General features: G+C 43.5%; 7 protein-coding genes. All 7 read left to right on the forward strand.

From position 1 onward, the window contains the following. Nucleotides 1-272: 272 nt before the first annotated feature. The gene (locus tag DW650_RS18655; RefSeq protein WP_118210813.1) at nucleotides 273-1,547 is read left to right on the forward strand and encodes an amidohydrolase; all 1,275 of its coding nucleotides are present in this window, start codon (nucleotides 273-275) and stop codon (nucleotides 1,545-1,547) included. Between the two features lie 311 nt (nucleotides 1,548-1,858). Beyond that, on the forward strand, nucleotides 1,859-3,103 hold the full coding sequence (gene codA, locus DW650_RS18660) for a cytosine deaminase (protein WP_118210814.1): 1,245 nt from the start codon (nucleotides 1,859-1,861) through the stop codon (nucleotides 3,101-3,103). Nucleotides 3,104-3,123: 20 nt separating this feature from the next. Further along, nucleotides 3,124-4,290, forward strand: coding sequence for a PucR family transcriptional regulator (locus tag DW650_RS18665; RefSeq protein ID WP_117922444.1), 1,167 nt, complete (start codon nucleotides 3,124-3,126; stop codon nucleotides 4,288-4,290). A 249-nt stretch (nucleotides 4,291-4,539) separates the two neighbouring features. Further along, nucleotides 4,540-5,895, forward strand: coding sequence for a Na+/H+ antiporter NhaC family protein (locus DW650_RS18670; protein WP_243006937.1), 1,356 nt, complete (start codon nucleotides 4,540-4,542; stop codon nucleotides 5,893-5,895). Between the two features lie 45 nt (nucleotides 5,896-5,940). Then, the gene (locus DW650_RS18675; protein WP_117922446.1) at nucleotides 5,941-6,561 is read left to right on the forward strand and encodes a cytidylate kinase-like family protein; all 621 of its coding nucleotides are present in this window, start codon (nucleotides 5,941-5,943) and stop codon (nucleotides 6,559-6,561) included. A gap of 139 nt (nucleotides 6,562-6,700) precedes the next feature. Further along, complete coding sequence (locus tag DW650_RS18680; RefSeq protein WP_117922447.1) at nucleotides 6,701-7,579, forward strand: VanW family protein; 879 nt, start codon at nucleotides 6,701-6,703, stop codon at nucleotides 7,577-7,579. Between the two features lie 24 nt (nucleotides 7,580-7,603). Next, nucleotides 7,604-8,317 (forward strand): 5'/3'-nucleotidase SurE, encoded by a 714-nt coding sequence (surE, locus tag DW650_RS18685; protein ID WP_118210815.1) that lies wholly within the window; start codon nucleotides 7,604-7,606, stop codon nucleotides 8,315-8,317. The last annotated feature ends 270 nt before the right edge of the window (nucleotides 8,318-8,587 follow it).

An 8,587-nucleotide genomic window follows, 5' to 3' on the forward strand; every position in this document is an offset into this window, starting at 1 on the left:
ACGCACACGTCACTCCGAGAAACATTAAATCAGGCTGACTTAGACTTGCCTTATTTTCGGACAATGGAACAAAACAGTCCCGGCTTGATGCAATTTGCCAATCGAAAACCCCCGGAACCACCCTACACAGAGGAACTCAACTCACACCCAAACCAGCATTTGCCGGGCAGATCATATGCAGTAATTATGGTATAATATGATTATGATCTGGGGATTAACTATGTAAGACAGAGAATAATCAGGTATAAAAAACAGGAACAGGAGACACGCACATGAGCAATTACTTATTGATCAAACAGGGAACGATCCACAATGCCATAGAGGAAGAGCCATTTGTGGCAGATATTCTGGTGGAGAATGGAAAAATAAAAAAGATCGCGCCGGTTTTAGAAGGAAAAATCATCAATGATGCGGAAGTGATCGATGCGATGGGAATCGATATTTATCCGGGGTTTGTGGATGCGCACTGCCACATGGGATTAGATGGATATGCGACCGGATTTGCCGGGGAGGATTACAACGAATTAGGGGATCCTGTGACACCGCAGCTTTCGGCGGTAGATGCAGTTAACCCGCAGGATGAGACTTTCCAGATGGCACGCGAAGGCGGTGTGACCTGTGTCTGTACCGGACCGGGCAGTTCGAATGTAATTGGCGGAACATTCTGCGCTATCAAGACTTACGGAAAACGTGTGGATGACATGCTGGTCAAAGAGAAAACCGCTATGAAGATCGCTTTTGGTGAGAATCCTAAAAACTGTTATAAGGAAAAAGGTGTTTATTCGAGGATGTCTGTTGCCGCGAAGCTGCGTGAAGCACTGACAAAGGCAAAAATATATGACAGACAGTTACAGGCGGCAGGCTGCCCGGAAGGCTGGAATGAACTTCAGATGGAACATACATGGGAACAGGCGCAGGAACAAGTGATGGATAATTCACAGAAAACGGACGCGGATATGCAGGTAGATTTTTCAAAGATGCCGGCATATGATGCAAAAATGGAGGCGCTTCTTCCTGTTATCCGCGGTGAGATGCCGTTAAAAGCCCATGCGCACCGCGCAGATGATATCTATACGGCGATCCGTATTGCAAAAGAATTTCATGTGGATCTTAGGATCGATCACACAACGGATGGTGCCCTGATCGCCGATGATCTTGCAAAAGAAGGATATCCGGTTGCAGTGGGGCCGTCTTTTGGACATGCCACCAAATATGAACTGCGCCATAAAGGATTCCATACACCGGCTGCACTTGCAAAAGCAGGCTGCCAGGTTTCGATCATTACAGATTCGCCGGTGATCGAGGAACGTTATCTGGCACTCTGTGCAGGACGTGCGGTGTTTAACGGACTCAGTGAGTTTGATGCATTAAAAGCAATTACGATCAATGCTGCAAAGCATATCGGAATCGAAGACCGCGTCGGAAGCATTGAGGAGGGAAAGGATGCGGATTTTGTCCTGACAAGGGAAAATCCGTTTGCTGTGGATACTCATATTTTATATACGATCATTGATGGAAATGTGGTGTATCAAGGAGAAAGCGAATAAAGGCAGCAGAGCATAAAGGAAAGAGAGGAATTTGTTCTTTAAGAACAAATAAACCGCGTTTTATTCGTACCAGGGAATAAAAAGAAACAGAAGATTTCTCATTTCATTGACGACATTTCAGACGGATGATAATATTTGTACATGAAGAACAAACAAGTTAGCAAAGGCGCTAAGGCAGATACCTTAGCGCCTTTTTTCAAACCAGAACAACAAGTTACAGATGATGTCATGGTGTTAGCAGGTCAGGACAAAAGAACTGTGAGTAAATGCCTGTATGAAATGCAAATAAAATGGAAGCGAGGAATACAAATATGAAAAAATTTACAAATGTGAGATTAAAAGGGGAAAAAGAGCCGGTATCGATCCTTGTAGAGGACGGTAAAATTACAAAAATCGCAAAAGAAATACCACAGGAATGTGAGACGATCGATGTGGGTGGAAATCTTGTGATTCCGCCATATGTTGATCCGCATCTTCATTTGGATTATGTGTTTACCGCAGATATGGGAGAGCAGAATGGTTCGGGAACATTGTTTGAAGGCATCCAGCGCTGGAGTGAATCAAAGGGAAATATGACGGTAGAGCAGATGAAAGCACGCATTTACAGTGGAATCCGCAAAGAGATGCTTCATGGTGTGCAGGCAATCCGTACACATATTGATGTCACAGATTCGACTTTTACCGGATTAAAGGCAGCTCTTGAAGTAAGGGAAGAAGTAAAAGACATTTTAGATCTTCAGATAGTTGCATTTCCACAGGAAGGCATGTATGCTTATAAAGGCGGCGATGAGCTGGTGGAGGAAGGTTTAAAGATGGGAGCCGACTGTGTCGGTGCGATCCCACATTTTGAACTGGCAAGAGAGTTTGGTGAAAAATCCATTCATAAAGTCATTGAGCTTGCAACAAAATATGATAAGCTGATTGATGTTCACTGTGATGAGACAGATGATACACAGAGCCGTTTTCTGGAGCTTTTAAATGCACTTGCACTGATGGAAGGAATTGGTACAAGGACAACAGCAAGCCATACCTGTTCTTTTGGTTCTGCTGATAACAGTTATGCATTCCGCATGATAAAGCTGTTCAAAAAATCCGGGATCAATTTTATTTCCTGCCCGACAGAAAATATTTATCTGGAAGGCAGACAGGATACATATCCGAAGCGCCGTGGTATCACGCGTGTGAAAGAACTGAATGATAATGGAATCAACGTCTGCTTTGCGCAGGATTCCATGTCTGATCCGTGGTATCCGCTTGGAAACGGTAATATGATGATGATATTAGATCATGGTATCCATATTGCGCAGATGATGTCACCGGAGGAGATTACGAATGATCTTGATCTTGTGACGAGAAATGGCGCTATTACAATGAATATTATGGATCATTACGGAATCGAAGAAGGCAAACCGGCAAACTTTATCGTGCTGGATGCAAAGTCAGAATTTGAGGCGATCTGTGAAAGAGCAGGAATCACTGCTTCTGTAAGAAATGGAGAATTTCTGTTTCAAAAGACACCTGCACAGGTCACAGGAGCGATTGATTTACTGAAATAGTAAAAGGATGTGACAGGGGAATGTTTCAATGCAAGGATCTGCTTTCGCTTACGACAATGTCGCAGGCGAAAGTGGTTGCCGGAACCGGCGGGATGGAGCGGGGAATTCGCTGGTCCTATAAGGCAGAGAATATTAATTTTGAAAAATGGGTTCATGGTCAGGAACTTTTGATCATCAGTGGACCGGTAACCCAGCGAAAAAACTTTGATCTGTATCGGACGATTGAAAAAGCGATCGAACTTAAGATGTCCTGTGCACTGCTTCTTGTAGGAGAGAATTATGTGACGCAGATCGATGAAAAGGTGATAGATTTAGCGGAAAAGAATGATTTTCCGCTTTTTACCATGCCATGGGATGTGCCGCTTTTGGATTTCTTTGAGGAGCTTGGTCATGCGATTGCTTATTTAGATGACAGGAAAGATATTCAGGACAGTCTGCTTGCAGAGATTATTTTTGGAAACAGCATTAATGTACATAATATCGAACACAAGTGCCAGCAGATGGGACAGGACATATCCGTGATGGAACAGGTATTTGTGCTTCATCCGGAGGATCTTTCCAATGATGAGGTACGTTCTTATGCAGAAGTGTTAAAAGGACTCTTTGCAAAGAAAGAATACCCGGCGATCATTTCCTGTTATGGCGACCGCATGATAGGGTTTATGAAGGACTGCAGTGGATGCAGGCAGATCATCACAGAGATATTTGATGAATTTACTGCTTTTTTGCAAAGTGAACATGAGGGAATCTGTTATACGTTAAACATTGGAGAAAAGTGCAGCAGTCTTTCAAAACTTCAGAAGAGTTTTCATGAGACGTCGAGGACAAATGCTATTTTAGAGCATATCCACAGAGTAAATGAAGTAGTGTTTTATGACCAGATGGGATTTTACCGTCTGCTGATGTCCTATGAAAATACAGAGCCGATGAGGCGGTTTGTGGATGAGGTCTTAGGGGAAATTTTAGCATACGATAAAAAGAACCATACGCAGCTCATCGGGACAATGTGGGCGTATTTTGGCAGTGACTGTAATCTGCAGAGAACAGCAGACAGGCTTTTCTCACATAAAAATACGGTAAAATACAGACTTCAGCGGATCGAGCAGATCACCGGAAGAGATTTTGATAACCGGTTTGAAAGCCAGGAGCTTTATAATGCGCTGATGATCTATTATTATATTGAATAAACTGGATCTGCTGTCAGAACTCGAAATTATAGTGCAAACAGCAGTGATTTGTCTTTTGGAAACAAAACTGTACAAAAATATTTGTCTGTCACAGACGAAAATAAAGCTCATTCTTGATTCAAAAGGGAAAACCCTTTAAGATGGGTATAACGATAAAGGACTTTATTACATACAAAAAATGGCAAAGGGGCCGGAAGGAATACTTCCGGTCCTTTTTTATCTGTAAGCCAGAGGAAAGGATGATTGGTTATGAGCTATGGATTGATTGCTACGTTAATTGTACTTGTCATTGTGGTTGGTGCGATCACGACAAAAAAATGTGAGGCATTCCTGATTGCCGGTTCTATGGTTGGTGCACTTGTCTTATGGAAACAAAACTTCCTCACAGAGTGGGTATCCACACTGGAAGGGGTAATGAGTGATGAAGCATATGTTATTCTGATATGTGGATTGTTTGGCAGTCTTGTAGCACTGCTTACAGCATCAAAAGGAAGTTTTGGTTTTACAAAGATTGTCACAAAAATCTGTAGTACGGAAAGAAAGACGTTATTTACCACATTTCTTTTAGGAATTTTGATCTTTGTGGATGATTATTTAAATGTTTTGTCGATCGGAACTGCAATGAAAGGTTCTTATGATAAGAAGAAAGTGCCGAGAGAAGCACTTGCATACCTTTTAGACAGCACAGGTGCTCCGGTCTGTGTACTGATTCCGTTTTCTTCCTGGGCAGCTTATTTTGGAGCGATTTTCCTTCAGCAGGACTGTGTTAAGAGTCTTGCAGGCGGCAGTCTGATGAAAACTTACCTGATGGCGGTTCCGTATTGTGTATACCCGATCGTTGCACTTATTATCGTATTCCTTTTCTGTATGGGCTGGTTTCCGAAACTGGGTGGAATGAAAAAAGCATATGACCGTGTTGCAGCAACCGGGAAAACATACAGTGATATCAGCAGAAAATACAACATTGGTTCTGAGTATGGCGAAGAAGAAGGAAGAAGCGTATGGTTCTTTGTAATTCCACTTGCAGTGTTAGTCGGCATTGCAGTTGCAACCGGTGATCTTGTGGTAGCAGCGATCATTGCAATTCTTGTCTGTATGGTATTATATATAGGAGCAAAGATCATGACATTTTCCGAATTCTGGGATACCTTTGTCAAAGGATTTGCAGATATGCTTCCGATCATTATTCTTTTAATTTCAGCACTGACTTTCCAGAAGATCGCAAGTGAAATGGAAATGACAGAGTTTTTTGTAGATTTGTGCAAACCGATCATGTCGGGCGCAGTATTCCCGATGATCGCATTTATCATTGTAGGACTGCTTGCATTTATGATCGCAAATGCATGGGGCGTATGTACACTGGTTGCACCTGTTTTACTTCCACTTGGTGCAAGTGTTGGAGCAAATATCGTGCTTGTAATGGCAGCAATCCTCTCCGGATGTGCATTTGGAAACCACGCATGTTTTTACTGTGACACCACGGTTCTTGCTTCGAACGGTGCAGGAATTGACAACCTTGAGCATGCAGGTTCACAGCTTCCATATGTTTTGATCGGTGCAGCAGTATCTGTGATCGGATTTTTGATTTTAGGATTGGTAATGTGAAAATAAGCTCGATAGCTTTTTACACGCAGGAATGGAGGTATTATCATGGAAAAGAAAAAATATATTGTTACGATAGCCAGACAGTTTGGAAGCCTTGGACGTCCGATCGCAATGCGGATGAGTGAGAAACTGGGGATCGAATTTTACGACCGCGATATCGTGGAGGAGGCTGCAAAAAAGCTGAATCTTCCGGTATCAAAAATTGATGAGATCGAGGAGAGCGCAAAGAAAAAAGTAAAAACTAACAGTTTCCGGCGTATGATGTATCCGCTTGGAACGCAGACGGATGACCTTCAGAATAAATTATTTGATGCACAGCAGAATATCATCAAATTCCTTGCAGAACGGGAATCCTGTATCATTGTCGGGCGCTGTTCGGATTTTATCCTTGCAGATGAACCGAATCTGCTCCGGATCTATATATATGCACCTTATGAGGCGCGGGTTGCGAACTGTGTCAATGATCTGAATATGGATGAAGAGGATGCCCGCAAAATGATCCGTGCGGTGGACGAGGCAAGAGATCATTATCATATGCATTATGCAGGATTTCTTCCGAACGATCAGCGCTTTAAAGAGATCATGATCGACAGCAGCATGCTTGGGACAGAGGGCACAGCCGATTATCTGGTGGATGCTGTAAAAAGGAAATTTGAGTTAGATTAAAAAACGATCTATTGTATAAAATAGTCATGTCTGATATGATGAATCCATATCTATAGTACCAGGTGAAAATAAGTCATGGGGAGACAGTGTAAAAATCCATATATGGAAGATCTTTTATACGAAGAAATGGAGGATTATCATGACACGAAGAAAATATTGGGTGAAAAAAATATTGCCGTTTCTCACATGTGCTGGTCTTTTGTTGACAAGTCCGGTGTTTGCCGAGGCTGCAACACAGGCAGAGCGCAGTGCCTATCAGGCGGTGTTTGATGCTGATTACTACCGCAGTGCCTATCCGGATGTGGCGGCAGCATTTGGAAATAATAAAACGGCACTCTTTAATCATTTTGTAAATTATGGATTAAAGGAAGGGAGAAGCTGTTCTGCAGATTTTAATCCACAGGCATATCGTGCAAAGTATACAGATCTGCAGCAGGCATTTGATAATGATATGGCAGCATACTGTCGCCATTATGTGTCCTATGGAAAAGCAGAGGGCAGAGATGGAGGCGGAAATGTACCTGCCGGTACAGTTACATCAAATACGGCTGCATCCGGAACTGTTGTAACACAGGGAAACGTGATCGGTACCTGTACGACGGAATATGATGCAACTGTTCCGAGAGCTGTCAACGTAGAACTGGCAGCAGCTCGCATCAATGGTGTTGTGGTACAGCCGGGACAGTCATTTTCATTCAGTTCCACGATTTTACCGCGTACTGCGGCAAATGGATATGTTGTAGCACCGATCTATATCAGTGGTACGGTTGGTACCGGAATCGGCGGAGGTGTGTGCCAGGTATCATCGACACTTTATGCTGCAATGCGGTATGCAGGACTTCCGGCAACACAGCGGTATCCACATTCCCTGCCGGTTACATATCTTCCGGAGGGATATGATGCTGCGATAGCAGGAACGAGCAAAGACCTTAAGTTTACCAATACGTTTTCACAGCCGCTTCTGATCCAGGCATCTGCTGCAAACGGCGTGGTGACAGTGACATTGACATTACAATAGGAAAGAGAATACATAAGAAAACATATGCGTATTTTAGTAGTAAATGATGATGGAATTAAAGCACCTGGTATCCATCGTCTTGCAAAGATGGCTGCGGGACTTGGTGAAGTGTGGGTGGTTGCGCCGGATGCGCAGTGCAGCGCAATGTCACAGCGGATCACTGTGCGTGGAGATTTAGAAGTAAAACCATATGATTTTCCGGTTGTGGGAGTAACGGCATATAGTGTGGGCGGAACACCGGCAGACTGTGTGAAAGTGGCATTGGGCTGTCTGATGGAAGAAAAACCGGATGTTGTATTTTCCGGCATCAATGCAGGTTATAATGTCGGACGTGATATTTTATATTCAGGTACGATCGGGGCAGCAATGGAGGCTCTCTGCGGCGGAGTCCCTGCGATTGCATTTTCGGTTGCAGAGGAAGATGAGTGCGAGGTTTTAGATGCGTATTTAGAATCGGTCGCAAAAGAGCTGATTGCTAAAAAGCTGCCGGAAAATGAGATCTGGAATGTAAATTTTCCGGGATGCACATTAGCAGAATACAAAGGAATCCTGTGGAATCGTATCCCGGATCAGAACCAGTATTACAGGGATAACTATAAGCGGACGGACAGACCGGATGGAAGCATTATCTTTTCTGCCGCAGGACTCCCGGAAACAGAAGCAGCGGATGGAACAGATGCCGGAGCGGTTCTTTCGAATTACATATCAGTTGGAACGATTAAGAACATGATGATTTAAAAAGATGCTGTTTGTTGCAGGCATTAAAATACGAGTATCCCGCCAAATGATGGTTTGTGGGTGATATGAGTTTCCCTGTGTAGGGTGGTTCTGGGGGGTTACGATTGGCAAATTGCATCAAGCCGGGACTGTTTTGTTCCGTTGTACGAAAATAAGACAATCGATTTCACTCTGATTATTATCAGAGTGAAATTAGTCTGCCTGGTTCAGGTTGTGGCGGAGTGACGTGTGCGTCCTAAATGTGCCGTCCGGGCACATTAGGACTTGTGC

The sequence above is a fragment of the Roseburia sp. AM23-20 genome (genome assembly GCF_003470905.1).
Taxonomy (GTDB): Bacteria; Bacillota; Clostridia; order Lachnospirales; family Lachnospiraceae; genus Roseburia; species Roseburia rectibacter.

Excerpts from the sequence above, each read along its gene's own strand:
- DW650_RS18655 (WP_118210813.1), top strand. The coding sequence starts at position 273 with ATGAGCAATTACTTATTGATCAAACAGGGAACGATCCACAATGCCATA.
- codA (WP_118210814.1), top strand. The coding sequence starts at position 1,859 with ATGAAAAAATTTACAAATGTGAGATTAAAAGGGGAAAAAGAGCCGGTA.
- surE (WP_118210815.1), top strand. The coding sequence starts at position 7,604 with ATGCGTATTTTAGTAGTAAATGATGATGGAATTAAAGCACCTGGTATC.
- DW650_RS18665 (WP_117922444.1), top strand. The coding sequence starts at position 3,124 with ATGTTTCAATGCAAGGATCTGCTTTCGCTTACGACAATGTCGCAGGCG.
- DW650_RS18680 (WP_117922447.1), top strand. The coding sequence starts at position 6,701 with ATGACACGAAGAAAATATTGGGTGAAAAAAATATTGCCGTTTCTCACA.
- DW650_RS18675 (WP_117922446.1), top strand. The coding sequence starts at position 5,941 with ATGGAAAAGAAAAAATATATTGTTACGATAGCCAGACAGTTTGGAAGC.
- DW650_RS18670 (WP_243006937.1), top strand. The coding sequence starts at position 4,540 with ATGAGCTATGGATTGATTGCTACGTTAATTGTACTTGTCATTGTGGTT.